The sequence below is a fragment of the Microbacterium sp. X-17 genome (assembly GCF_039615055.1).
Genome location: NZ_JBDHNI010000006.1, coordinates 323,967 through 348,119, shown reverse-complemented (window position 1 = coordinate 348,119; position 24,153 = coordinate 323,967). Strand labels below are relative to the sequence as shown.

General features: G+C 71.2%; 24 protein-coding genes. 8 read left to right on the top strand and 16 right to left on the bottom strand.

The features are described from left to right. The first annotated feature begins 4 nt into the window (after window positions 1-4). Both ABCS02_RS27880 and ABCS02_RS27875 read left to right on the top strand, forming a co-directional pair. A complete protein-coding gene (locus ABCS02_RS27880) occupies window positions 5-310 on the top strand; it encodes a hypothetical protein (RefSeq protein WP_345838962.1) in 306 nt (101 codons plus the stop codon). Window positions 311-485: 175 nt separating this feature from the next. Then, window positions 486-1,973: a glyceraldehyde-3-phosphate dehydrogenase gene (locus ABCS02_RS27875; protein ID WP_345838961.1), complete on the top strand. Its 1,488-nt coding sequence runs from the start codon at window positions 486-488 to the stop codon at window positions 1,971-1,973. Here the strand turns inward: ABCS02_RS27875 and ABCS02_RS27870 are convergent. After that, the gene (locus ABCS02_RS27870) at window positions 1,970-2,530 is read right to left on the bottom strand and encodes a hypothetical protein (RefSeq protein WP_345838960.1); all 561 of its coding nucleotides are present in this window, start codon (window positions 2,528-2,530) and stop codon (window positions 1,970-1,972) included. The two genes, ABCS02_RS27875 and ABCS02_RS27870, sit on opposite strands and share 4 nt — an antisense overlap. Before the next feature lie 140 nt (window positions 2,531-2,670). Between ABCS02_RS27870 and ABCS02_RS27865 the strand changes: the two genes are divergently transcribed. Then, a complete protein-coding gene (locus tag ABCS02_RS27865) occupies window positions 2,671-4,554 on the top strand; it encodes a DEAD/DEAH box helicase (RefSeq protein ID WP_345838959.1) in 1,884 nt (627 codons plus the stop codon). A gap of 210 nt (window positions 4,555-4,764) precedes the next feature. On the opposite strand, the gene ABCS02_RS27860 is transcribed toward ABCS02_RS27865, so the two are convergent. Genes ABCS02_RS27860 through ABCS02_RS27850 form a run of 3 tightly spaced genes read right to left on the bottom strand, consistent with a single transcriptional unit; the run spans window position 4,765 to window position 6,257 of the window. Beyond that, window positions 4,765-5,640, bottom strand: coding sequence for an NmrA/HSCARG family protein (locus ABCS02_RS27860; RefSeq protein WP_345838958.1), 876 nt, complete (start codon window positions 5,638-5,640; stop codon window positions 4,765-4,767). Between the two features lie 55 nt (window positions 5,641-5,695). Then, the gene (locus ABCS02_RS27855; RefSeq protein WP_345838957.1) at window positions 5,696-6,007 is read right to left on the bottom strand and encodes a hypothetical protein; all 312 of its coding nucleotides are present in this window, start codon (window positions 6,005-6,007) and stop codon (window positions 5,696-5,698) included. Beyond that, on the bottom strand, window positions 5,997-6,257 hold the full coding sequence (locus ABCS02_RS27850; protein WP_345838956.1) for a hypothetical protein: 261 nt from the start codon (window positions 6,255-6,257) through the stop codon (window positions 5,997-5,999). The genes ABCS02_RS27855 and ABCS02_RS27850 overlap by 11 nt, the downstream gene beginning before the upstream one ends. A 109-nt stretch (window positions 6,258-6,366) precedes the next feature. On the opposite strand from ABCS02_RS27850, the gene ABCS02_RS27845 reads away from it, so the two are divergent. Beyond that, window positions 6,367-7,188, top strand: a complete 822-nt coding sequence (locus tag ABCS02_RS27845) for an aldo/keto reductase (protein WP_345838955.1) — start codon at window positions 6,367-6,369, stop codon at window positions 7,186-7,188. 24 nt (window positions 7,189-7,212) lie between these two features. Here ABCS02_RS27845 and ABCS02_RS27840 read toward each other — a convergent pair whose 3' ends face one another. The 7 genes from ABCS02_RS27840 to ABCS02_RS27810 form a co-directional block, all read right to left on the bottom strand. Continuing rightward, a complete protein-coding gene (locus ABCS02_RS27840) occupies window positions 7,213-9,567 on the bottom strand; it encodes a family 16 glycoside hydrolase (protein ID WP_345838954.1) in 2,355 nt (784 codons plus the stop codon). A gap of 56 nt (window positions 9,568-9,623) precedes the next feature. Next, window positions 9,624-10,541 carry a carbohydrate ABC transporter permease gene (locus ABCS02_RS27835; RefSeq protein ID WP_345838953.1) on the bottom strand — a complete coding sequence of 306 codons (918 nt, stop codon included), beginning with the start codon at window positions 10,539-10,541 and terminating at the stop codon, window positions 9,624-9,626. Continuing rightward, window positions 10,538-11,413, bottom strand: coding sequence for a sugar ABC transporter permease (locus ABCS02_RS27830; RefSeq protein ID WP_345838952.1), 876 nt, complete (start codon window positions 11,411-11,413; stop codon window positions 10,538-10,540). Before ABCS02_RS27830 ends, ABCS02_RS27835 begins: the two co-directional genes overlap by 4 nt. A 100-nt stretch (window positions 11,414-11,513) precedes the next feature. Beyond that, window positions 11,514-12,764: an ABC transporter substrate-binding protein gene (locus ABCS02_RS27825; protein WP_345838951.1), complete on the bottom strand. Its 1,251-nt coding sequence runs from the start codon at window positions 12,762-12,764 to the stop codon at window positions 11,514-11,516. A gap of 107 nt (window positions 12,765-12,871) precedes the next feature. Beyond that, window positions 12,872-14,737: a sugar-binding domain-containing protein gene (locus ABCS02_RS27820; protein WP_345838950.1), complete on the bottom strand. Its 1,866-nt coding sequence runs from the start codon at window positions 14,735-14,737 to the stop codon at window positions 12,872-12,874. A 74-nt stretch (window positions 14,738-14,811) separates the two neighbouring features. After that, a complete protein-coding gene (locus ABCS02_RS27815; protein WP_345838949.1) occupies window positions 14,812-15,825 on the bottom strand; it encodes a LacI family DNA-binding transcriptional regulator in 1,014 nt (337 codons plus the stop codon). Between the two features lie 84 nt (window positions 15,826-15,909). Beyond that, window positions 15,910-16,920: an EamA family transporter gene (locus ABCS02_RS27810; RefSeq protein ID WP_345838948.1), complete on the bottom strand. Its 1,011-nt coding sequence runs from the start codon at window positions 16,918-16,920 to the stop codon at window positions 15,910-15,912. A gap of 116 nt (window positions 16,921-17,036) precedes the next feature. On the opposite strand from ABCS02_RS27810, the gene ABCS02_RS27805 reads away from it, so the two are divergent. Together ABCS02_RS27805 and ABCS02_RS27800 are read left to right on the top strand one after the other, a co-directional pair. Then, window positions 17,037-17,588 carry a CGNR zinc finger domain-containing protein gene (locus ABCS02_RS27805; RefSeq protein ID WP_345838947.1) on the top strand — a complete coding sequence of 184 codons (552 nt, stop codon included), beginning with the start codon at window positions 17,037-17,039 and terminating at the stop codon, window positions 17,586-17,588. An 82-nt stretch (window positions 17,589-17,670) separates the two neighbouring features. After that, window positions 17,671-18,720 carry a LacI family DNA-binding transcriptional regulator gene (locus tag ABCS02_RS27800; protein WP_345838946.1) on the top strand — a complete coding sequence of 350 codons (1,050 nt, stop codon included), beginning with the start codon at window positions 17,671-17,673 and terminating at the stop codon, window positions 18,718-18,720. Between the two features lie 13 nt (window positions 18,721-18,733). Here the strand turns inward: ABCS02_RS27800 and ABCS02_RS27795 are convergent, their stop codons facing one another. Beyond that, window positions 18,734-19,303, bottom strand: a complete 570-nt coding sequence (locus tag ABCS02_RS27795; protein WP_345838945.1) for an isochorismatase family protein — start codon at window positions 19,301-19,303, stop codon at window positions 18,734-18,736. Between the two features lie 72 nt (window positions 19,304-19,375). Here ABCS02_RS27795 and ABCS02_RS27790 point away from each other — a divergent pair, with 72 nt between their 5' ends. Further along, window positions 19,376-19,834, top strand: coding sequence for a MarR family winged helix-turn-helix transcriptional regulator (locus ABCS02_RS27790; RefSeq protein ID WP_345838944.1), 459 nt, complete (start codon window positions 19,376-19,378; stop codon window positions 19,832-19,834). A gap of 9 nt (window positions 19,835-19,843) precedes the next feature. On the opposite strand, the gene ABCS02_RS27785 is transcribed toward ABCS02_RS27790, so the two are convergent. From ABCS02_RS27785 to ABCS02_RS27770, 4 genes are all read right to left on the bottom strand, one after another. Then, window positions 19,844-21,094 (bottom strand): FAD-binding protein, encoded by a 1,251-nt coding sequence (locus ABCS02_RS27785; protein WP_345838943.1) that lies wholly within the window; start codon window positions 21,092-21,094, stop codon window positions 19,844-19,846. Then, the gene (locus tag ABCS02_RS27780; protein WP_345838942.1) at window positions 21,091-21,489 is read right to left on the bottom strand and encodes a hypothetical protein; all 399 of its coding nucleotides are present in this window, start codon (window positions 21,487-21,489) and stop codon (window positions 21,091-21,093) included. Before ABCS02_RS27780 ends, ABCS02_RS27785 begins: the two co-directional genes overlap by 4 nt. 113 nt (window positions 21,490-21,602) lie before the next feature. After that, window positions 21,603-22,241: a hypothetical protein gene (locus tag ABCS02_RS27775; protein WP_345838941.1), complete on the bottom strand. Its 639-nt coding sequence runs from the start codon at window positions 22,239-22,241 to the stop codon at window positions 21,603-21,605. 26 nt (window positions 22,242-22,267) lie between these two features. Further along, complete coding sequence (locus tag ABCS02_RS27770) at window positions 22,268-23,155, bottom strand: aldo/keto reductase (protein ID WP_345838940.1); 888 nt, start codon at window positions 23,153-23,155, stop codon at window positions 22,268-22,270. Between the two features lie 86 nt (window positions 23,156-23,241). Between ABCS02_RS27770 and ABCS02_RS27765 the strand changes: the two genes are divergently transcribed. Then, window positions 23,242-24,147 (top strand): helix-turn-helix transcriptional regulator, encoded by a 906-nt coding sequence (locus ABCS02_RS27765; protein ID WP_345838939.1) that lies wholly within the window; start codon window positions 23,242-23,244, stop codon window positions 24,145-24,147. The last annotated feature ends 6 nt before the right edge of the window (window positions 24,148-24,153 follow it).

Here is a 24,153-nt window from a genome sequence, read left to right as displayed (position 1 = left end):
CCCTATGTCTGTTCTCATCGCAACCAAGTTCACCGGCGACACGGCGACGTTCACCAGCTCGCTCACGGAGCGCGCCGGCGAGTACCGGGAGATCGCGGATCGCGCCAAGGCGGCCGGTGCACTGCACCACCAGTTCGCCGTCGGCGACGGGTTCGTGGTCATCATGGACGAGTGGGAGACGCAGGACGCGTTCCGCACGTTCTTCGCCGACCCCGAGCTCCAGGGCTTCATCGCGTCCGTCGGCGGCGACGCGAGCACGCCGCCGCAGGTGCTCGTCGGGGAGAAGATCGACTCGCCCGATAAGTTCTAGGGTTCCTGCGCGCGGAACCGCGCACTTCTTGCCGCGAGCGAAAGATCGCAGGATCTTTCGGCGCTCAACCGCGCCAAGAACCGGCGTTCGCCCGTTACGGTCGCAGTGCGGGCGACCTCCGCAGCCAGACGAACAGACGCGTTCATCCGACGCGGGAAGGCCCTGAGTACCGAGCGTGACCACCTTCAACACCGACCACCCGCACGCCTTCGAGTCCCACCGCGCGGCCTGGGTCGCGCGGGAGGTGCAGGCCGAGCAGCTCATCCCGCTCATCGGACGCCTCTACCGCGACCATGGCGTCGTCACCTCGATCCACGGCCACCGGCTCATCAACCTGTCCGCCACCGGCGTCATCTCGGTGCACGACCGCGCCCGCGAGCTCGGGCACGAGGAGCTGACCCTGCGGGAGACGGCGACGGTGCTCACCGCGCTGCTCGGGATCGCGCCGGCGCCGGCCTCCATCGACGTCGGGCGCCTCGCCATGTCGGTGCGCGGGCTTGACGACGCCGACGTGGAGGCCCGGGTGCGGGCCGAGCTCGACAGCGCGCACTCCACCTACGCGGCGGGACCGACCGACGTCGTCCTCTACGGCTTCGGCCGAATCGGGCGGCTGCTCGCGCGCATCCTCATCAACCACGCCGGCAACGGGAACGGGCTGCGCCTGCGGGCGATCGTGGTGCGCCGCGGTTCGGTCAACGACCTCGACAAGCGTGCCAGCCTCCTCGCCCGCGACTCGGTGCACGGGCCCTTCCCCGGCTCGGTCACGGTCGACGCCGAGCACTACGTCCTCGTGGCCAACGGGACGCGCATCCAGGTGATCTACTCGGACGACCCGACGAGCGTGGACTACGCCGCCTACGGCATCCGCGACGCGATCGTGGTCGACAACACCGGCCGCTGGCGGGACGAGGCCGGCCTCGCGCAGCACCTGGCCAGCCCGGGCGTGGCGCGGGTCCTGCTGACGGCGCCGGGCAAGTCGCCGCTGAAGAACATCGTGCACGGCATCAACGACGACACGATCACCGAGGACGACCGCATCGTCTCGGCGGCCTCCTGCACGACGAACGCGATCACCCCGGTGCTCAAGGCGCTGGAGGACGCGTACGGCATCGTGCGCGGGCACGTGGAGACGGTCCACTCGTTCACGAACGACCAGAACCTCACCGACAACTTCCACAAGGGCGACCGGCGCGGGAGGTCGGCGGTGCTCAACATGGTGATCACCGAGACCGGGGCGGCGAAGGCTGTGGCCAAGGCGCTGCCGTCGCTCGCGGGCAAGCTCACCGGCTCCAGCATCCGGGTCCCGACGCCGGACGTCTCGCTCGCGATCCTCAACCTGACGCTGGAGCGGCCGGCGACGAAGGAGCAGGTCAACGACTACCTGCGCCGGGTGTCGCTGCACTCCCAGCTGCGCCAGCAGATCGACTACGTGGAGTCCCCGGAGGTCGTCTCCAGCGACTTCGTCGGCTCGCACCGCGCCGGCATCGTGGACGGCCTCGCCACCATCGCGGACGGCACCAACCTCGTGCTGTACGTCTGGTACGACAACGAATACGGCTACTCCTGCCAGGTCGTGCGCGTGCTGGAGCGGATGGCGGGGACGCATCCCGCGGTCGTCCCGCCGCGCGCGGAGGTGCGGTTGCTGGAGGGGGCGACGCCCTAGGCCGCGGCCGTACCCGCCCTATCCCCCGTGGCAACCTGGGGCACCCTTTTCCAGGACCCGGACAAGGAACCAGTTCCCTGGTAGCCGTTGGGGACGCTGTTCTTCAAGCACATGCTCGTTGTCGAACATCCGGGCCCAACGAGCGTGAGGGCGCGCGACAGCGTGATCTGCTCGGGGATAGCGGCCAAGGTCTCCCCGGTCTCGGAATCCACAAGTAGCTGCACCGGGCCAGGGAGGTTCTCGATCGCCTCGATTTCCTCTTCGCTCTGCGTCCCGACGAGCTTCTCAAGCTGGTCGACGTATCCCGAGTTCGTTGCCACGATCGGAGGAACCGAGTCGGGAGTCAATCCTTCGTCCGCAACAGCAACCCCCGGCCCCGCCCCCGCGGCCATCAACACTGCAACAGCACCGACAGCTGCCAAAGAACACCCGATCCGCATTGGCTTCACTCCTTCTTGTCTGCGTGTTCCTAATATGAGGCGGCCGGCGACGACCACCCGGTCGCTGGCGATCAACGACGCCTCGACGCTGCGGCCGAAAGCGCGGGCGGCGCCCACGCCGCGCCATTCGGCCTCGCCGTCAGATCACCCGCCGCGCCACCCGTGCGGGTGCTGGAGCGGATGGCGGGGACGCATCCCGCGGTCGTCCCGCCGCGCGCGGAGGTGCGGTTGCTGGAGGGGGCGACTACCGTTCAAGGGTGAGCACCCCCGAGAACGCAGCCCCGACCGAGACGACCGACGACGCCGCGGAGACGGAGGCCTCCCTCACCTTCACGGACCTGGGCCTCGACTCCCACGTCCTGAAGGCCGTGAAGGAGCTCGGCTACGAGACCCCGTCGGCCATCCAGGCGGCGACGATCCCGCTGCTGCTGGAGGGGCGCGACGTGGTCGGGCTCGCCCAGACCGGCACGGGCAAGACGGCGGCGTTCGCCCTCCCGATCCTCTCCCGGCTCGACCTGTCGCAGAAGACGCCGCAGGCGCTGGTCCTCGCGCCGACCCGCGAGCTCGCCCTGCAGGTCGCGGAGGCGTTCGAGAGCTACGCGGCGCACCTGCGCGGCGTGCACCTGCTGCCTGTGTACGGCGGGCAGGGCTACGGCGTGCAGCTGTCGGCGCTGCGGCGCGGCGTCCACATCGTGGTCGGCACGCCCGGCCGGATCATGGACCACCTCGACAAGGGGACGCTGGACCTCTCCGAGCTCCGCTACCTCGTGCTCGACGAGGCCGACGAGATGCTGAAGATGGGGTTCGCGGAGGACGTGGAGACCATCCTCGCCGACACCCCGGACGACAAGCAGGTGGCGCTGTTCTCGGCGACGATGCCCGCCTCGATCCGGCGCATCTCCAAGAAGTACCTCCACGACCCGGAGGAGATCACGGTCAAGACCAAGACCACGACCTCCCCCAACATCACCCAGCGCTACCTCGTCGTCTCGTACCCGCAGAAGGTGGACGCGCTCACCCGCATCCTGGAGGTCGAGAACTTCGAGGGGATGATCATCTTCGTCCGCACCAAGAACGAGACCGAGACGCTGGCCGAGCGGCTGCGCGCCCGCGGCTACTCGGCGGCCGCGATCAACGGCGACGTGGCGCAGGCCCAGCGCGAGCGGACGGTCGACCAGCTCAAGTCGGGCAAGCTCGACATCCTGGTCGCCACCGACGTCGCCGCCCGCGGCCTCGACGTCGAGCGGATCAGCCACGTCGTCAACTTCGACATCCCGGTCGACACCGAGTCGTACGTGCACCGGATCGGCCGCACGGGCCGCGCGGGACGCAGCGGTGCGGCGATCAGCTTCGTCACCCCGCGCGAGCGGCGCCTGCTGACGGCCATCGAGAAGGCGACCCGCCAGCCGCTCACGCAGATGCAGCTTCCGAGCGTGGACGACATCAACGTCACCCGGCTGGCCCGGTTCGACGACGCGATCACCGCGGCGCTGGCGCAGGTCGAGCGGGTCACGCGGTTCCGCGACATCATCGGCCACTACGTCGAGCACCACGACGTGCCGGAGGCGGACGTCGCGGCGGCGCTCGCGGTCGTGGCGCAGGGCGACGAGCCGCTGCTGCTGGACGCGGACGACGCGCTGGCGCGGAGCGTGGAACGGGACGGGCGCGACACCCGCTCCAGCGGACGCGACGACCGAGGCGGGCGCGGCGAGCGGGCTGATCGGGGTTCGAGGCGCGAGCGCGGCGACAAGCCGATGGCGGCCTACCGCATCGAGGTCGGCAAGCGGCAGAAGGTGGAGCCGCGCCAGATCGTCGGAGCGCTCGCCAACGAGGGCGGCCTGAGCCGCGAGGACTTCGGCCACATCCGGATCATGCCCGACTTCTCGCTCGTGGAGCTGCCGGCGGACCTCCCGGGCGACACGCTGTCCCGGCTGTCGGGGACCCGGATCAGCGGCAAACTGATCGAGCTCCGGCCGGACAACGGGCCGGGGGCGCGGCGGCAGCGCGGGGAGTGGGAGGAGCGGCGGCCGCGGGAGCAGCGGCGCGGGCGGGATGAGCGGGCGGGGCGGAGCGAGCGGTACGAGCGGAGCGACGGTCCGGCGCGCGACGAGCGGCCGCCGCGCAAGCCGCGGCACCGCTGAGGAGGCTAGGTCGAACTGTTCGGCTGGCCCCTTCGACCAAGCCGCGTAGGGCATCGCCCACCGTATGGACGCCGCCGGGCCCGCGCGGGGCCAATTCGCAGGGATAGCAAGCAACCCAAGGTCAGCTTTTGGCCGGCCAATCGTCGCCGGTAGTGGCGACGGCTCTCCGCACAAAGAATCCAAAGGATCTAAACGGACCCTAAGGAGCCGTCACCGCCCCGGCATCCACCCCGACTGCGCCAGCCACGCGCTCAGGTCCAGCAGCTCCGGGTCGATCGCGCGCGTCGTCGCGAAGTCGGCCTGGTACGCGGGCGTCTCCGCGAACCACCGGAACATCTGGGCCATGTCCCCGAACGACGCGACTGCCTCCAGCGGGAGCACCTCGTAGCGCGCGGGCAGCCCGGCGTGGAGTCCGATCGCCTCCGCGATGTCGTCCCCGGTCAGGCGGTCGCCCGCGATCTCCAGGCTCGACCCCTCCACGGGCGTGCCGCCGAGGAGGATCGCGGCGGCGACGCGTCCGATGTCGCGGACCGCGACCATCTCCAGCGGGACGTGCGGGGGCAGCGCCATCCTCACGACCGCCTGGCCGTCCTCGACACTGACCGAGCGCGCCGCGAGGTTGTCCATGAAGAACACCGGTCGGATGATCGTGCGGTGCAGGCCGAGCGCGTCCAGGTGCTCCTCGACGCGGCGCTTGCTCTCGAAGTGCGGGATGCCCGTGTGGCGTTCCGCGCCGCCGACCGAGCTGAAGACGTAGTGCGGCACCCCGGCGCGGGCGGCCGCGTCGGCGGCGGCGATCCCGGAGGTCGTCTCGTGCTCGATCCCGCCGCGCGGCGTGGTCATCGCGAACGCGCCGGCGACGCCCGAGAACAGGCGGTCGAGGGAGGCGGCGTCGTCCAGCTCGCCGACCGAGAGCTCGACGCCGCGGTCGGCGAGGCGCCGGGCAGCGGTCGCATCGGGGGCCCGGACGAGGGCTCGGACGCGGGCGCCGCGCTCCAGGAGGGCGTCCACCACGGAGCCGCCCTGCCGGCCGGTGGCGCCGACCACCCCGAACGGGCGGCCGGCCGGGTCTGCGTCAGTGTCCACGGTGTCCTCCTCCAGCGCTCCGCTCATGGGGCGTCATCGCGAACGTAGCCCCGGGTCAGCCGAACAGGAACACCCAGAACGCCCCGATTCCGACGACCATGAGCGCAGCCCCGGCCGCGATGACCGGGCGGCGCCACCCCGGTATCCAGGGCGGGAGGGCGACGGCCAGGAAGGTCACGACAGCGACGATCGCCAGACTCCCGAGAGCCACCCCGACGTCGCCCGGCGCCTGGGAGCAGCCGAACCCGCACCAGGCGAACCGGCCGAACCCGGCGACGAGGGCGTCGACCACGAGCGCCACCGGCACCGATGCGGCCAGCCAGAGGACGGGGCGGGGTGGGCCCGCCTCCGCCGCCCTAGCGCGCATTGTCCTCCACGATGTGCCGGACGGCCCCGACCGCGAGGTGCAGCATCCCGCCGAGCACCCCGAGCACGCCGAGCCGGTTGCCCCAGGCGAACACGTCCGCGGCGCCGGCGGCGTCGGTCCCGCGGATGGCGAAGCCGACGAAGTAGAGGACGACCGCGCTGATCAGCGCGACGACGTAGATGGTCACGAGGACGGTGATCGCGAGGTTCGGCGTCCGGCGGATCTTCGGCCTGCGCTCATCGGTGGACATGGCTCGGATGCTACCGACGGGGTGGAGCCGGCGGCAATGACCGGCTCGGCGTCCCGAAACCCGCGGGGTCTACGATGGCCCGCATCCGCCCGCCGAAAGGAGACCCCCTATGCCCGTCCTCACCGACACCTTCGCCCTGTCCAACGGCGTCGAGATCCCGAAGGTCGGGTTCGGCAGCTGGCAGATCCCGGACGGCCCGTTGACCTACGACTCGGTGCGCACGGCGCTCGACGCCGGCTACCGGCACATCGACACGGCGCGCGCCTACGGCAACGAGGCGAGCGTCGGACGCGCGGTGCGCGACAGCGGCCTCCCGCGCGAGGACGTCTTCATCACGACCAAGTGCCCGGCGGAGGTGAAGGACGCCGCGGGCGCGCGCCACGCGTTCGAGCGGTCGTCCGAGCTCCTGGACCTGGGGCCGATCGACCTCTACCTCATCCACGCGCCCTGGCCGTGGAACCACCAGGGCAGCGACCACCGTGCAGGGAACATCGAGGTGTGGAAGGTGTTCGAGGAGCTGTACGACGCCGGCCGCACGCGCTCCATCGGCGTCAGCAACTTCGTCGTCTCCGACCTGGAGTCGCTCATCGGCGGGACGAGCGTGGTGCCGCACGTCGACCAGATCCGCTGGTTCGTCGGGCACACGCAGCCCGAGACGACGGCCTACTGCCAGGAGCGCGGCATCCTCGTCGAGGGCTACTCGCCGCTCGCGACCGGGCGGCTGATCGGGGACGAGGACATCGCGCTGATCGCGGAGAAGTACGGCAAGACGGGCGCGCAGGTCAGCCTCCGTTACCTGCTGGAGAAGGGTGTCCTGCCGCTCCCGAAGTCCACGACGCCGCACCGCATTGCGGAGAACGCAAAGCTGGACTTCGAGCTGAGCGCGGAGGATGTGGCGGCGCTGGATGGGATGGAGGCGGGAGGGCGCTGAGCGCCCTCCCGCGTCCGGAGACGATCAGCGCGGGGTGACGGCGACGTCCTTCCAGGTTGCGCCGGCGTTGAACGTACGCACTCCGATCGCGCCGCTGGTTGGCGTGCAGCCTGCGTCGACAGCGCTGGCGGAGACGATGGAGCCGCCATCCGCCGGCTGTCCGGTCACGGTGATGGTGCAGCCGACGGCCTCCACGGTGAGGTGGTACCAGGCTCCGGTCGGCAGCGACACCGGCAACGCGACCGTGGCGAGCTGCGTCCAGTTGTTCAGCTCACGGCCGAGCACGAGACCCGTCGGCGTGACGCCCGCGTAGTATCCGTTCAGCGCGTCCGCACCGACCGCGGGGTTCGTGACGCGCACGATGAAGCCAGCGTTGGGGTTCGAACCGAGGCTGTCGAGCCGGACATCGCCCGTCAGCGAATAGTTGCCCCAGGCGGCGGACCCGGCGACGCTCTTGTCGCCCGAGCCGCCCGCCGAGTCGGCGTAGCTTTCGGTCGACGCTGTCGTGGCCCACGTGCCCCCGTAGGTGGTCCAGCCCGACGCCGCGCCGCTCGCGAACGGCGCGGCGTACGGTGCGACCGCGGTGGAGGCCGTGGCCCCGGCGGTCACCGCGACGTTCCGGAACGACGCGGTGCTGCCCTGGTCGCGGAGGCCGATCGCGCCCGAGGTCAGCGCGCAGCCGGAGTCCGTGTACGTGAACGCGGTCGGGGCGGCCGTGCTGCCGACGGGGACCGCGCTGACGGTGAAGGTGCAGCCGGACGCCTGCGCCACGAGGTGGTACCAGGCTCCGGTCGTCACGCCGCCGGGAAGGCTCGCGCTCGACAGGGAGGTCCACCCGGAGTTCTCGCGGCCGAGTACCAGGCCCGTGGTCGTGATGCCGAGGTAGTAGCCCTTGAGCGCGTCGGTCCCGGCCGATGGGTTCGAGACGCGGAGCAGCAGGCCCGCCTGGGTTCCCGAGTCGATGCGGACGTCGCCCTGCACGGTGTAGTCGGTCCAGGCTGTCGACCCGGCGATCGCCTTCGGGCCCGCGGTGCCGCCGCACGTCTCGGCGTAGACGTCGCCGGACGTGGACCAGCAGCCGTTGTAGTCGACCCAGCCGGAGTCCCCTCCGCTGAAGGTCGAACGGAACGGCAGGACACCCGCGTTGGTCTCACCGGTGACCTCCTCACAGCCGTTCGGCCCGATCGCCGACGGCGCGGTGTAGCGGACGGTCTGGCCGGAGGCGGACACGAGGAGATCGGGGCTGTAGTCGACGCTGCAGTTCGAGGACGAGCCTGCGGTCGCCACAGGAGCGGGGATCCACGACCAGGAGCCCGATGCGTTGGCGGAGCTGTTGACGAACACCACCTGTCCGCCCTCCGAGCCTCCCGACTCGGTCTGGCCGGCGAGCAGGAATTCGCCGTTCGCGCCGCCGGCCGGACTCCAGGCGATGTACGGCGAGTGGAAGAGCTGCCTGCCGTCGCCGGTGGTCGCCGTCGCGCCGAGGTCGGTGGCGCCCGATCCCCAGGTGTCGCCGGTGCTGGAGGACTTCACCCTCGCGACACAGTTGAAGGCCGGCCCGCACACCTCGAACGCCATGACGTACGTCCCGGAGGCGCTCACAGCGACCGTCGCCATCCCCGGCCGGTCGGACTGCGTGGTGCTGGCGACATCGTTCACCTCGCCGGGCGAGACGCGCGTCGACCCGTCCGGGTTCGCGCTCCAGCTGGCGCCGCCGTCGGTCGAGACGATGTGCGCGAGCTTCTGGCTGTAGGTGCCGCTCTGGCGCTCGTCGGAGAAGTAGCAGTTCAGCTTGCCCGAGGAGTCGAGGGCGAGGAAGGGCTCCCAGATGCCGGTACCCTCGCCTCCACCGGTCTGGAACGCGGAGACGTAGGTCCAGGTCGTCCCGCCGTCGGTGCTGCGCCACTCGACGAACGTGGTGCTGGTGTTCGTCGCGGGGGTGACGTTGCCGACGAGCAGCAGGGTCCCCGCCGGGTAGGCGCCCAGCGTCTGCGGGAACTCGTACAGGAACGGCTGCCACATCTGCGACGACGGATGACCGGTGCCGGTCAGCGGGTCACCCACGGTCGAGCGCGTCGACCACGTGGCGCCGTCGTCTGCGCTCTGCCGGATGACGAAGGATGCTGCCGCGCCGCTCTTGTCCGCGTGCTCGAACGTGCCAAGCAGCGTGCCGTTCGCCGAGCCGCTGTGGGCGAGCCGGATCACCCGGCTGTATGCCAGGAAGTCGTTGCTCGACGTGGAGGTGTAGAGGCTGGACCCCGAGGAGTTCGCGTGGGCGGGCGTCGCCGCTCCCGCGACGAAGGCCACGGCGAGCGCGATGACCAGCGCGGCGAGCGCCGCGAACCTGGCCCCGAGCGGGCGGTGTACGAGTGACTGCATTGTCGACCTCCGGATCTCTGTTCGGGCGTTCGCCCTGATGGATGGTGCTGGTCAGTTCACTTCCCCGCCCCCACCGCGATCCCCGCGACCACATACCGCTGCAGCGCCAGGAACACGATGAACAGCGGCAGCACCCCCAGCACGAGCGTCGGCAGCAGCTGCTCCGGGCTCATCGTGTGCGTGCCGATCGTCGCGTAGACCGCGAGCGTGACGGTCTGCTTGTCGTCCGACGAGAGCAGCACGAGCGGCAGGATCAGGTCGTTCCAGACCTGCAGGATGACGAAGATCGCCAGGGTCGCGGTGGCCGGGCGCAGCAGTGGGAAGACGATCTTCCAGTAGGTCCGGATCAGCCCCGCCCCGTCGACCGCCGCGGCCTCCTCCAGCTCCGGCGGCACGGTGCGCAGGAAGCCGGCGAAGAAGAACACCGCGAACGGCATGATCGTCGCGGTGTACGCGAGCACGATGCCGATGTAGCTGTCCAGCAGGTGCAGCTTCTGCATCACCTCGTACAGCGGGGTGAGCACGACGAAGATCGGGATGGTGAGTCCGGAGACGAAGATCTGGTACAGCGTGCGCGTCCAGCGCCGGGTGTGCCGCACGATCGCCCAGGCCGCGAGGGAGGCAGCGAACACCGTGATCACCGCGGTGGCGAGCGTGATGATGAGCGTGTTCCCGACGCTGTGCAGGTAGTGCATGTTCTGGAACGCGGTGACGTAGTTCTGGAAGTCGATCGGCGCCGGCAGTGCGAACGGGTTCGACGGCGACGTGTTGCCGTGGTGCAGCGACACCATGACGAGCACCCAGATCGGGGTGAGGACGACGGCGGTGAAGGCGAGCAGGACGACGGAGGCGATGACCGTCGACGCGCGCGAGCGGAAGCGGCGGGACCGGAACCGCGGGGCGCGCCTGTTCGGCTCGTCGGGGGTGTCCCGGCGAACGGCCGGCTCCGTCTCCTGGCTGATGAGTGCGGTCATGCGAGGTCGGCCTCCCGTCGGCGCAGCAGCGTCGCCTGCGTGACCCCCACGACGATCGTGAGGATCAGCAGCAGGACGGCGAGCGTGGTGCCGTAGGCGAACTGGTAGTTCGCGAAGCTGTTGTTGTAGATGACGAGGCTGAGCGTCTGGGTGGCGTCGGCCGGTGCGCCCTGCGTCATGATGAACGGCAGGTCGAACACCCGCAGCGACCCGATGACGCTGAGCGTGATGTTGATCGTGAAGGACGGCGCGAGCAGCCGCCAGTCGATGCTCCAGAACCGGCGCCAGCCGGCGGCGCCGTCGAGGTTCGCCGCCTCGATCAGCGCCGGGTCGATGGCCATGTAGTTCGCCAGGTAGATCGTGGCGGTGTAGCCGAGGAACATCCAGATGTAGATGGCCGCGATCGACATCAGCGCGGTGTGCGGGTCGCCCAGCCAGATCGGTTCGAGGGCGTGGAGGCCGAGGGCGTTCATGACGTCGTCGATCGGGCCTCCCAGGGGGGAGTACATGTACGACCACAGGTAGCCGACGGCGACGAACGCCATCATCGCGGGCAGCAGCAGGCCGGCGCGCACGAAGTTGCGCACCCGCTCCAGCTTGAACAGCCAGAACGCGACGAGGAGGGCGAGGCCGTTCTGCACGACGACGACCACGATCGTGTAGACGATGGTGTTGCCGAGCGCGTGCAGCACGGTCGGGTCGGACAGCGCGTGCAGGTAGTTCTTCAGCCCGACGAAGTTGCCGCCGCTCGGCCCGATCGCGTCGGTGAAGCTGAGCTGCACGCCGCGGATCAGCGGGTAGATCACGAACACGGCGAAGATCAGGGCTGCCGGCGCGATCAGCACCATCGCGGAACGGCCACGGATTTGCATGGAATCGCCTTTCAGGGGTGGTGCGGTCGAGCGGGGTGCGGTGGAGCGTGGCTGCCCGGCCGGGGAGGCGTGCGCTGCTCCCCGGCCGGGACGGGTGTGACTACTTCGTCTTCGGGATCGTCTGGTCGAGCTGCTTCAGGAGCGTGCTCGTCGACTGCGACGGGTCGTTGAAGAGCGAGGTGCCGACCTTCCAGAACTCCTGCTCGTAGGTCGGGAAGTGCAGGTACTCGATCGGCGAGACCTGCGAGTGGCCGGCGTTGAAGGCGTCCACGTAGGCGCTCGCCTTCTCCATGGTCGGGCTCGGCACGTTCTTCAGTGTGGTGAACGAGTTCTCGGCGGCCAGGTAGCGGCTGTCGTTGGCCGGGTCGGCCATGAACGCGACGTACTTCTTCGCGGCGTCGGTGTGCTGGCTGGCGGCGTTGACGCCCCAGCCGGAGCCGACGAAGGTCACACCGTAGGGGCTGCTGCCCGCGTCGCCGCCGGGGAACGGGTTGAGCGAGAAGTCGAACTTCGCGTTCTGCTGGAAGTTCTGCAGCTCCCACGCGCCCATGATGGTGAAGGCCCACTTGCCGGCGGCGAAGTCCGCGTTGCCGGTGTTGAACGGCTCGATGCCGTTCATCAGCTTGCCGTCGACGTCACCCGAGGTCAGCAGCTGCTTGATGTGGTCGAAGACCGGCGTGAAGGACGGGTTCCAGTTGGTCTTGCCCTCGTCGTAGCCCTGGCCCCACTTGGCGTCGACCAGGTTCGCGGCGAGCGCCAGCGAGAGCTGCTCGCTGGTCCAGCCGCCCTGGTCGGCGAGGAGGAGGCCCGGCTGGCCCGCGGCCTTCAGCTTCTGCAGCGCGTCCAGGAAGTCCGGCCAGGTCTGCGGGACCTGGCTGATGCCGGCCTTCTTGAGGATGTCGAGGTTCGCGTACATCCCGATCGGGATGTTCTGCTGGGTGAACGCATAGGTCTTGCCGCCGATCGCACCGAACGGCGCGACGTTCGGGAGGAGCTGCTTCACCCACGACTGGTCGCTGAGGTCTGCGAGGTAGCCCTGCTTCTGCCACTGCTGCACGCGGGTCGCGTTCGTCATGAGGACATCGGCGGCGGTGCCGGCGGCGAGGCGGGTGTTGTTGTACTGGTCGTATTCGCCGTTGGCGACGTACTTGTAGTCGATCGTGATGTTCGGGTACTTCTTGTGGAAGTCGGCGTTGATCTGGGGGATGTCGGCGAGCTCGGTGCCGCCGCCCTCGAAGCCGACGACGGTCAGCGTGGTCTTGCCGCTGCTGGAGCCGTCTCCCGACGAGCAGCCGGCGAGCGCCAGCGCGACCGCCGAGACGGCGGCGGCGAGGATCAGTTTCTTGCGCATGGGTGTCCACTCCTTTGTGATGAGCCTGTGTTGTCAGGTGGTGCGTTGCGTGGTGGGTGGTGCGGGGGTGTGGTGCGGGGGTTATGGAGCCTGGCCCGCGCCTCGGATCAGGGTTCGAGGGGCGGGACGTCGTCGCGCTCATACGCCGCGGGTCGCGACTGGATGTCGCGCAGGAGCCGGAGGTCGAACTTCGGCACGCGCCGGAAGTCGAGCACGCCGTTCTTCTCCTGGAAGACGTCCGTGAGCTGGGTGAAGCAGTAGCCGAACATGCCGGGGTCGTCGAGCAGCGTGTCCACGAGCCGACGGAACCGGTCGACCCACTCCTCGCGGGTGCGCGGCGCTTCGCCGTACCCCCAGGAGTCGTCGCCGGCGCGGTCGCTGTCCGACCACCAGATGCCGCCGAACTCGCTGCAGAAGTAGGGCTGCCCGGCGTACGGGACGGACCACTCGGCGCCGTCGAGCGCGGTGTTGACGTACGGGCGGCCGTCGGCGAGGCCTCCCATGCGCTGCGCGAAGACGTCCGGGTCCTGCTCGTACAGGTGCGAGTCGTAGATGTCGGCGCCGGGCACCCGGTGCGAGTAGCCGGAGGCGTCGATCACCGGACGGGTGGGGTCGATCGCCTTGGTGACCGCGTAGAGCGCCTTGGTGGCGTCGTCCAGGACGGTGATCCGGTCGGTCATCGGCTGGAACGTCTCGTTGAGCGGGCACCAGCCGACGATCGAGGGGTGGGAGAGGTCGCGGGTGAGCGCCTCCACCCATTCGGTGATGAACGAGAGGGTCGGCTCCTGCGGACCGCCCGGGCCGACCTTGGCGCCCCAGTCGGCGAACTCGCCCCAGACCAGGTAGCCGAGCCGGTCGGCGTGGAAGAGGTAGCGCTCCTCGAACACCTTCTGGTGGAGGCGGGCGCCGTTGAAGCCGGCCGCCATCCCGAGCTCGATGTCGGCCACGAGGGCGTCGTCGCTGGGCGCGGTCATCAGCGTGTCGGGCCAGTAGCCCTGGTCGAGGACGAGCCGTTGGAAGACCGGGCGGCCGTTCAGGAGGACGCGGCGGCCGTCGATGGCGATGGACCGCATCCCGGCGTAGCTGTCGAGGACGTCGACCACGGTCCCGCCGCGCAGGAGGGTGAAGCGAACGGTGTAGAGGTGCGGGTCCTCGGGCGACCAGGGGCGGAGGCGGTCGGCCGGGATCGGGAGGGTGAGGACGGGCTTCACCTGCGCCGTCACCTCCACTTCACGGGTGACGACGAGGCCGTCGGCGTCGCTGACCTCGACCCGCGCGGTGAGCCCGGCGGCCGGCGAGGCGACGTCGAGCTCGACCGCGAACGACGACGACGGGAGGTCGGGACGGATCACCGGGCGGCCGAAGTGCGCCGGGGCGACGGGCTCGATCCAAACGGTCTGCCAGATGCCGGTCGTGCGCGTGTAGAAGGCCTCGTAGTTCTCGGGGCGGCGGGACTGCTTGCCGCGCGCCTGGATGGTGAGGTGGTCGTCCTCGGCGAGGACGGAGAGGGTGAAGGCGGTGCTGGGCGATCCCGCCACGGCGTCCGTGATGTCGATCGTGAAGGGGGTGAAGCCGCCGCGGTGCCGGCCGACCTCGATGTCGTCCACCCAGACGGTGGTGTCGAAGTCGACGGCGCCGAAGTGGAGGAGGAGGCGGTCGTCGGCCCAGGCCGCCGGCACCTCCACGGTGCGCCGGTAGCGGACCGCGGGGTGGAAGTCGGTGCTGCCGATGCCGGAGCGCTCGGACTCGGGGGCGAACGGGACGAGGATGTCGCGGTCGAGGGTCCAGGTGGTGGGAGCGGCGGCGCCGGCGGTCTCCGTCGCCTCGGTCGCGCCGAAGCCGAAGCTCCACACGCCGTTGAGGTTCAGCCAGCGGTCGCGCACGAACTGCGGGCGCGGGTACTCCGGGCGCGGCACAGCCTGCGAGCCGGCCGCGTCGCCGCCCTGTTCGATTTCCCTCGATGCAAATGACACGATCAGGATGCTAGCGCGCCGTTTGCCTCGATGCAAACACATTCCGGAAAATGTGTGGAATCACAGGGCGAGGATCACTCGGGAGCCCCCACCACGGGCGCGCTCTCCCGCACCACCAGCCTGTGCGGCGCCACGAGCACCTCGGGCTCCAGCGCCTCCCCGGCCAGCCGCCGCACGATGCGGTCAAGCGCCGTCTCGGCCAGCCACTGCTTGTCCGGGCTCACTGTCGTGAGCGACGGGATGGAGAAGCGGCCGTCCTCGATGTCGTCCCAGCCGACCACCGCCACCTCGTCCGGCACCGAGACCCCCGCCTCATGCAGGGTCCGCAGCGCACCGAGGGCCAGGGCGTCCGAGAAGCAGAAGATCGCGTCGAACCGCTCGCCGCTGTCGAGCAGGCGGCGCATCGCCGCGGCGCCCTCGGGCCGGCGGAAGCCCTCCACGTACTCCACGATCTCGGGGAGGCCGAGGTCGGCGTGCGCGCGGATCGCGGCGCGGTAGCCCTCCAGGCGCTGCGAGCTGGCGGCGCGGTGGCTGCGTTCGGCGCCGATCGCGGCGATGCGGCGGCGACCCTGCGCGAGCAGGTGCTCGACGGCCTCCCGAGCGGCCTGGAAGTTGTCGATCATCACCTTGTCGTAACCCGGGAACTCATCCTCGCCGAGGAACACGAGCGGCCCCGCGGCGAGCGCCTCCAGGTCCTCCGCGCGGAGGGCGAGCGGGCTCAGGGCGAGCGCGTCGAAGAGCGAGCCGCCCGCGGTCCGGCGGAGCAGGGCGAGCTCGCGCTCCCGGTCGCCGTCGGTCTGGTCGACGACGACGGTGAGCCCGCGCTCGGCGCCGCCCTCGACGAAAGCGCGGGTGAGCTCGGCGAAGTACGCGGTGTCCAGCTCGGGCAGCATCAACCCGATGAGCCCGGACCGCCCCACCTTCAGGCTGCGCGCGAGCTCGCTCGGCTGGTATTCGAGCTCGTGGATGACGCGGAGGACGCGCTCCCGGGTCGCCGGCGCGACGTGGTCGAAACCGTTGACGACGTTGGAGACGGTCCGGACGGAGACGCCGGCGGCCTCCGCCACCTCACGACGTGTCGCCGCCATGCTCCCCCGCTCCCTGCCGTTCCGCGCTTTGCCTCGTGGCAACCCGCGCTCATCCTATCCAGGTCGCGCACGCACCGCCGACCGTCAGCCGAGGGGCACGTTGTTGTCGGTTGGGACGGCCGGAAGTGACAACGACGTGCCCTTCGCCGGCTCGTGGGTGGCGGGAGCCGTGGGGGTGGAGGGCTCGGGGGCCGTGGGGTCGGCGCGGACCAGTGCGATGCCGCCCAGGATGAGCACCCCGCCGACCAGTTGCAGCGCGTTCAGCGACTCCCCCAGCAGCAGCCACGCGTAGAACGTCGCCGCCACAACCTCCAGCAGCCCGGCGAATGAGCCCAGCCGGGAGCCCAGCATGTTCGCCGCGGTGATGCCCGACGCGTACGCCAGTGCGGTCGCGAGGACGCCGACCACGGCCAGCGGCACCCACCACGGCGCGGGGCCGCCGAAAAGCTCCACGTCGCGGGTGCTCACGACGAACGGGAGCAGGCCGGTCGCGCTCACGGCGGCCAGCGCCACACCGCCCGCGAGCAGGCCGCCCGCGGCGAGGGCGACCGGCGGGAGGCCGTCGGACGGGCGCGCGGCGATGATGTAGTACCCCGCGCAGCCGAGCATCGCGGTCACCGCGAGCGCGACGCCGACGAGGTCGAGCGGCCTTCCGCCGCCGGGCGACACGACGAGCAGCAGCCCGGCGATCGCGACGGCAGAGCCGGCGAGGACCACGGCCTTCGGCGCCCGGCGCGTGCGCGCCCACACGAACAGCACCAGCACCACCGGCGCCAGGTACTCGATCAGGATGGCCGTGCCGACCGGGATGCGCTCGATCGCGGCGAAGTAGAGCACCTGCGTCCCCGCCACGCCGACCAGGGCCATCCCGAGCAGGCGCCAGCGTCCCCGCCAGAGCGAGGCCCAACGGCCGCGGAGGGCGAGGATCGCGAACGGCGCCAGCACGACGCCGCCGATCAGCACGCGCGCGGTGACCGCGGCGGCCGGCGACCAGCCGCTCTCGAGCAGCGGCTTGATGAATGCGCCGGACAGACCGAACGACGCGGCAGCGACGACCGCGACGACGAGACCCCGGGATGTCTGGTTCGGTGCCATCGGAGGCCTCCTGCCTGCGTGCGTCGGACGGGCCCCGGCGGCGCGGAGCACGCCCGCGTCAGGACCGTAGTGGGTTATGATCCTGACGCTAGTACCCGGCGAGGTAAGGAGTCAACTTGCATTTTGCCCCTGACACGGAGGACGCCCTCCAGTTCGCCGTGACCCTGTGCAACACCGTCCCCACGGCCTCCCGCAGCGGGGAGGACGAGCTCGCCACCCCGGCGCAGCTCGTCGCCCTCATGCACGAGAACCAGTACTCGGGACGCATCGACGGCGACGAGGCCGAGCTCCGGCAGGTGCACGAGACGAGGGACCGCCTCCGCCGGGCCTGGACGATGGAACGCGACGACGCCGTCGCCGAGGTGAACGCCATGCTCGCCGACGCCCACGCCTCCCCCTACCTGATGCGGCACGACGGCTTCGACTGGCACCTGCACGCCACGTCGCTGGACGCGCCGCTCGCCGAGCGCATCCGGGTGGAGGTCGCGCTCGCGCTGGTGGACGTCATCCGCTCCAACGAGAACGACCGGCTGCGGAGCTGCGCCGCCTTCGACTGCGACGGGCTCGTCCTCGACCTGTCCCGCAACGGGTCGAAGCGGTTCTGCAGCGTGCGGTGCGGCAACCGGATGAACATGGTGGCGTTCCGGGCGCGGCAGGAGGCGGAGTAGCGGCCTGCGAGGTGAGAGGATGACGGACAGACCGATCCACCCCACCGGAGCAGCCACACGTTATGACGTCGGAGAACACGCAGTGACGGACGGGAAGCTGCCCACCATGCAGGCCGTCGCCGACACGGCGGGGGTCTCGCTGGCGACGGTGTCCAACGTGCTGAACCAGCCGTCCCGCGTCGCGCCCGGCACCCGGGAGAAGGTGCGGGCGGCGATCGAGTCGCTCGGCTACATCCGCAACGCCGCCGCGCGCGACCTCAAGCGCAGCCGCAGCGATGGCATCGGGCTCATCGTGCCGGACATCCTCAACCGGCTGTTCGTGGACATCTCCCGCGGCGCGCAGATCACCGCCGGGCAGAAGGGCCTGAGCCTGCTGATGGCCAACGCCGTCTACGCGTTCCAGTCGTTCGAGCCGCTGGTGGTCACCGACCAGCAGGACCAGTTCCTCGACTACTTCGCGGAGGAGCGCACGAGCGGCATCCTCTACGCGGCGATGAGCGACCCGACGGACGGGATCAACCGCATCCGGGGCCACGTCCGGCCCATCGTCGTGATCAACTACGACCAGCCCGGCGACTGGTGCTCGGTGCTGATGGACAACCGCCAGGCCGGGCGGATCGCCGGCGAGCACCTCGCCGGGATCGGCGTGCGCCGCGTCTTCTACGTGTCGCCGCCCGACGCCGCCCAGCCCATCACCGACCGCCGCCGCGGCATCGAGGAGGCCGCGGCGACGCTGGGGCTGGAGTTGACCCAGGTGACCACGGAGGGCTTCCGCGCCGAGCACGGCCGCGCGGCGATGGCCGACCTGCTGGCCGGACGCCGCGACGGCGAGCGCTTCGCCTTCGTCGGCATCACGGACGACCTGGCGCTCGGCGCGCTGCACGTCCTCCGCGAGCACGGCGGCCTGCGCATCCCGGAGGACGTCGCGCTCATCGGGCTGGACGGCACCCACGACGGCGCGGAGTCCGACTGGGTGAGCCTGACCTCCATCACGCTGCCGGGCTACCGGATGGGCGAGGAGGCGATCCGGCTGGTGCTGGACGAGGCGCAGCCGGGGCACCGGCACGAGCGCGTGGTGCTGCCGGTGGGGATGCGGGTCGGGGCGAGCACGGTCCGGCCCGACGCCGGGTAGGCGGACGGCGCCGTCAGTCGCGCGCCGCGACCAGCTCCAGCACCTCGGCCGTGGTCCCGAGCTCGCCGAGCTTGGGGAACTGGTGCGCGATGGAGGCCTCGTGCGCCTCCAGCGCGTCGCTCATCGCGTCGGTGACGAACGCGACGTGGTAGCCGAGCTCGTACGCGGAGCGGGCGGTCGACTCGACGCCGGAGGTCGTGGAGACGCCGGTCAGGACGATCTGCGTCGCCCCGGCCTCCTTCAGCCTGGCGTCCAGGTCGGTCGAGAGGAAGGCGCCGAGCGTGCGCTTGGTGACGGTGATGTCGCTCGGCTGCTGGTCGAGCTCGGGGAGGAGCGCGGTCGCCTCGACGGGCAAGGTCTGGCCTCCGGCGCGTCCGGTCGCCTTGCCGCGATCGGTGCGGCCCGGCGCTGTCCCCGCGACGTTCACGAGCACGACCGGGAGGCCCTTCGCGCGGAAGGCCGCGGCGAGCTGCGCCGAGTTGGCCACGACCTGCTCGATCGGGTGCGCGGTGGGATAGCCCAGGATGCCGGTCTGCAGGTCGATGACCACGAGGGCGGGGGTCTGTTCGAGCTCGATGCTCATGCGGGTCTCCTGTAACGTTCGCGGACACAATCGTTTGTGTCGCTGATGATCAGCCTACGCTATGATTTCTGCATGTCCAGCGAGAGGCCGGCGGCCGGCGACCCGAGCGAGCTCCTCGCCTCCCTGCTCAAGCACGCCCAGCAGCGGCTGATGGCGCTCGCGGACGCCGCCCTCGAACCGCACGGTCTCGACCGCAAGGAGTTCGGCGTCCTCCGGGTGCTGGCCGCGCGGGAGCCGCTTTCGCAGCAGGCGCTCGCGGGCCTCCTCGGCGTCGACCCGACCACGATGGTCGCGGTGCTCGACGCGCTGGAGGACAAGGGGATCGTGACGCGTAGGCCGGACCCGGCGGACCGCCGGCGCAACCAGATCGCGCTGACCGCGAGCGGGCAGGCGACGAACGCGGCGGCGGAGGCGGCGTATGCGGCGGCGGAGGGGGAGTTCCTGGGGCCGCTGGGGAGCGCGGATGCCGGGGAGTTGCGGCGGATGCTGCGGGCGGTCGTGATGGCGGAGGGCGCGCGGACCGCACCCTGAGGCGGCGCCTCACCGCATCCCGAGCCGCCGCAGGTGCGCGTTGACGAACGCGCCGCGCGGGTCGAGCCGGTCGAACTCCTCCCGCGCGCGCTGAGCCTGCGGCCAGACCTCCGCGATCCGCGCCGCGTCGAACCCGTGCGCCTTGCCCCAGTGCGGGCGGGCGCCGAAGGGCCGGAGCGCCGCCTCCAGGTCGGGCAGGAGGGCGTAGGCCTCGGCGGGCCGGCGGAGGAAGGTGAACGCGATGGCGAACGTGTCGCGGTCGTACGAGCCGCTCAGCAACAGGCCGTCGGGGGCGGTCGTGCGCAGCTCGGTCATCCCGAGCACCGGGTCGATGCGGTCGGCGAGCTCGCGGACGGCGCGGAGGGCGGCCGCGGCGGACTCGCGCGGGACGAAGTACTCGGCCTGCAGTTCCTCGCCGATGCTGGGCGTGGCGTCCAGGCGGAAGTGCGGCAACCGCTGGCTCCACGGGCCGGGGACGCCGCCGCGCTGCGTGACCGACGCCGGGACGACGGCGCCGGCCTCCGCGATCCGCGCGCCCGCCAGGCTCTCAGGCGGTTCGCCGTCGACGCCGATGCGCGACTTGAGCAGGACGGAGTCGGTGACCTCCGTCGCCCACTTCGCGAACACGCTGACGCTGTACGCGGCGCCGAAGACGCGGTCGGGGTCGTCAAGGAGGGCGTCCCAGGTGAGGCCGGTATAGGCGTCCTGGCGCACGTCGTACGTGGGTTCGACGTCGAGGGTGACGCCGGTGATGACGCCGAACGCGCCGAGGCCGACCGCGAGGGCGTCGAACTCGCGGTCGCCGCGGTCGACGCGCTCGACGGAGCCGTCGCTCGTGACGAACTCCAGCCCGGAGACCGCCGTGCTGAGGATGCCGAGCCGGTCGCCCGAGCCGTGGGTGCCGGTCGCCGTCGCACCGGCGATCGAGATGTGCGGGAGCGAGCCCATGTTGTGCAGCGCGAAGCCGCGCGCGTGCAGCCACTCGGCGAGGACGCCGTAACGGGTGCCTGCGGCGACGGTCACGCGGCCCGTGCTCTCCAGGGCGGGGGCGATCCGGAGCCGGTCGGTCTGGATGAGGGTGCCGTCCGTGTCCGGGAGGTCGGTGAAGGAGTGCCGGGTGCCGAGCGCGTGCACGTTCTCGCTCTCGCGGACGAGGCGGGCGACCTCCTCGACGGTCTCGGGATGCTCGATCCGCGGGGCGGCGAAGGTGTGGGTCCCGGCCCAGTTGCCGCGGTCGACGCTGCTCCGCTCCGGGGTCACAGGAGCGGGCTGTCGTCGTCGGCGTCGTCCTGCCAGACGGAGCTCCCGGAAGCGTAGCCGTAGGGGAACAGCGCGATCGCGAGCGGCGACACCATGACGGAGGCCGCGACGGCGGGCAGCAGCGGCCCGAGGACGCGTTCGAGGCTCCCGGGGCGGGTGACCTCCAGGTCGGTGGCGACGCGCGCGAGGGAGTCGGGACGCCCGTCGACCGGGCGGTCGGCCTCGTCGACGCTCTCCGCGAGCCGGGTGCGCAGGTCGGCGCGCTGCGCGTCGGTCAGCGCCGCGAACGCCTCGGCGTGGATCTGCACGAGTTGGTCCGGCTGGCCGGTCGCGAGCACGAACTCGTAACGCTCGACGGCCTCCTCGTCGGGGGAGGAGCGGTGCTTCCTGGACATGGGACCAGAGTGTAGCCCCGGGCTGGGGCGCTGGCTTCAGCAGGAAGACACGACGGGATCTCCTTCCGAACGAGCTTCGGAAGGAGATTCCTCGGGGTGTCGCGGGTGTTTTCCTACCGGCGGGTGCGGGGTGGAAGGGGGGCGTGGTCGCGGGGTTGGGCGCGGAGCGCGAAACCGAAGGTGAGCGCGGCGGCGAAGGCGAGGATCACGGCCAGGAGGCCGAGGCCGAAGGCGGACGCCAGCGGGTGGGCCACGAGGGCGACGGCCGCGACGATCCCGGAGACGACTTTCAGTCGTATCCACGCGCGGGGCGACAGGGCCGACCGCACGCGTCCGATCGCGGGGCTCGGATCGTCGGCGACGCGGTAGGCGGCGCCGGCGAAGAGTGCCGCGCTCGTCATCCCGAAGACGTAGGGGAGCAGGAAAATCGCGAGCGCCGCGATCCCCGCCGACTGGGACCGGCGGAGCCATCGGACGTCGACATCCTCCCAGCGCGTGTACGCGCGGAAGCCGAAGACCCATTGCGCGAACACCACAGCGATGAGGATCGAGGCCGTCGTGATCAGATACGGCTTCAGCGACGGGACCGGCGGGAACCACGCGAGGACGACCACCAGGATGGCGAAGAACAGCGGAGGCAGCAGCCAGTCCCACACCCGCAACGGCACCCCCGGCGGCACAACGAGCGGCGCGTCGTCGCGCGCGGCGTCGTCGTGCCCGGCGTCCGGCGCGGGCGCTTCACCCTCGGTCACGCCGCGAGCTTAGCGCCGGCCGCCCCTCAGGCCTCCGGGATCACCATCGCGAACCGCTCCGGGCGCGCCACGTCCGGGTCGGGCCCGTTGCGCACGCCCGCGTCGAGCGCGTCGATGCGGGTCAGCTCGTCGGCGGTCAGCTCGAAGTCGAAGACGTCGAAGTTCTCCGCGATGCGGCCCGGGTTCACCGACTTCGGGATGGCCGAGCGGCCCTGCTGGAGGTGCCAGCGCAGCATGACCTGGGCCGGGGTCTTGCCGTGAGTCCCGGCGAGGGAGGCGAGCACCGGGTCCTCCATCACGTTGCGGCGCTGCTCGCCCCAGCCCGGGTAGAAGGTGATCCCGCCGATCGGGGACCAGGCCTGCGTGACGATGCCGTGCGCGGCGTTCGCGGCCTGCACCTCCGGCTGGGTGAAGTAGGGGTGGAGCTCGACCTGGTTCACGGCCGGGACCACGCTGGTCTCGGCGAGCAGCCGGTCCAGGTGGTGGGGCATGAAGTTGCTGACGCCGATCGCGCGGACGCGGCCGTCGGCGAGGAGGGTCTCCAGCGCCTTGTACGCCTCGATCGTCTGCTCGAAGCGGTCGGGCGCCGGCTGGTGGAGGATGAGGAGGTCGAGCTGATCGAGGCCGAGCTTCCCGGTGGCCTTCTCCCACGCGTGCAGCGTCCGGTCGTAGCCGTAGTCGGACACCCAGACCTTGGTCTCCACGAAGACGTCGGCGCGGTCGAGGCCGGAGCGGCGCAGGCCCTCGCCGACCTCCCGCTCGTTGCCGTACGCGGCGGCCGTGTCGATGTGCCGGTAGCCGATCGCGAGGGCGGCCTCCACCGCCTGCGTGGTCTCCTCGGGCGGGCTCTGGAAGACGCCGAGCCCGAGCGCGGGCATCGTGACGCCGTTGTTGAGGGTGAGTTCGATGGTCATGGTCACCACGCTAGGCGCGTCGGCGGACGGCAGGGAGGTCGTGCCAGTGCCTCCCTCGCGGGTCCGGCGCGGCGTAGCGTCGGGCTATGACGAACAGCGACGACGTGCGGGACTTCCTCACCTCCCGCCGCGCCCGGCTCACCCCGGAGCAGGCCGGGCTGCCCGCGTACGGCGGCAACCGCCGCGTCACTGGGCTGCGCCGCGAGGAGGTCGCGATGCTCGCCGGCGTGAGCGTCGACTACTACACGCGGTTGGAGCGCGGGAACCTGTCCGGCGCCTCCGACAGCGTCCTGGAGTCGCTCGCGCGGGCGCTCCAGCTCGACGAGGCGGAGACCGCGCACCTCTACGACCTGGCCCGGGCCGCGGACGTCGCCCCGCGCATCCGCCGCCGGCGCAGCCCGCAGACGGTGCGGCCCAGCCTCCAGCGGGTCATCGACGCGATCACCGGCGCCCCCGCCTGGGTGCGCAACGACCGCGGCGACGTCCTCGCCGCCAACGAGCTCGGCCGGGCGCTGTACGTGGACCTGATGTCCGAGGTGGTGAAGCCGCCGAACGCCTCGCGGTTCACCTTCCTCAACCCCAAGTCGCGTGCGTTCTACGCGGACTGGGAGCGGGCCGCCGACGACATGGTCGCCATCCTCCGCTCGGCCGCCGGACGCAACCCGTACGACAAGGACCTCACCGACCTCGTCGGCGAGCTGTCCACCCGCAGCGAAGAGTTCCGGACCCGCTGGGCGCGGCACGACGTCAAGTACCACCGCACCGGCCGCAAGCGCGTGCACCACCCGATCGTCGGCGACCTCGACCTGGCCTTCGAGGCGTTCGAGCTGCCGGGCGAACCGGGGCTGCGCATCAACGTGTACACGGCCGACCCCGGCACGCCGTCGGAGGACGCGCTGAAGCTGCTGGCGAGCTGGGCGGCGACGCAGCGGGAGGCGGAGGCGCACCCGGAGGCCGACGCCGCTCGTCCCGACATCACCATCAACGACTAGGAGACC